The organism is Mesorhizobium sp. M5C.F.Ca.IN.020.29.1.1 (assembly GCF_003997375.1).
In the GTDB taxonomy this organism is placed as follows: Bacteria; Pseudomonadota; Alphaproteobacteria; order Rhizobiales; family Rhizobiaceae; genus Mesorhizobium; species Mesorhizobium wenxiniae.
Window position 1 is genome coordinate 1 of sequence record NZ_RZSW01001226.1, and the last position, 385, is coordinate 385.

General features: G+C 71.4%; 1 protein-coding gene. It reads right to left on the reverse strand.

The genetic code is table 11. The features are described 5' to 3' along the window. Positions 1 to 385, reverse strand: a 385-nt coding sequence (locus EOA85_RS37155; protein ID WP_164760228.1) for a GntR family transcriptional regulator, incomplete at both ends; no start/stop codon positions are given.

Below are 385 nucleotides of genomic sequence, written 5' to 3' on the forward strand. Positions count from 1 at the left end.
GCCATCGGCCGCGCGCGTCAACCGCCGCGTGCGCAGGAACGGCGCGCCGGGCGCGCAATCGAGAATGGCCGCGTCCTCGGCGCTCAGCATCTCGATATCGACCCACTCCTCGCCGTGATCGGGGACGAGCCCCGCCCCTCGCAGCGTCTGGTGCAGCGAGCCCTCGCGCAGGCCGCGCAGCGGCACGTCCTCCAGCTCGGGCGACAGCGGCAAGCGGCTGCGCTCGATCGAGATGGCGTGGCCGTCATCGGCGTTGCTGCGCACCCGGTCAACGGCGATGAAGAACGGGCTTTCGACGCCCAGCCTAGCAGCGAGCTCGGCATCCTGCATGACTTCGAGCCTGAGCGTGCGCGTGTCGGCATTGGCGCCGGCATTGGCCAGCGCC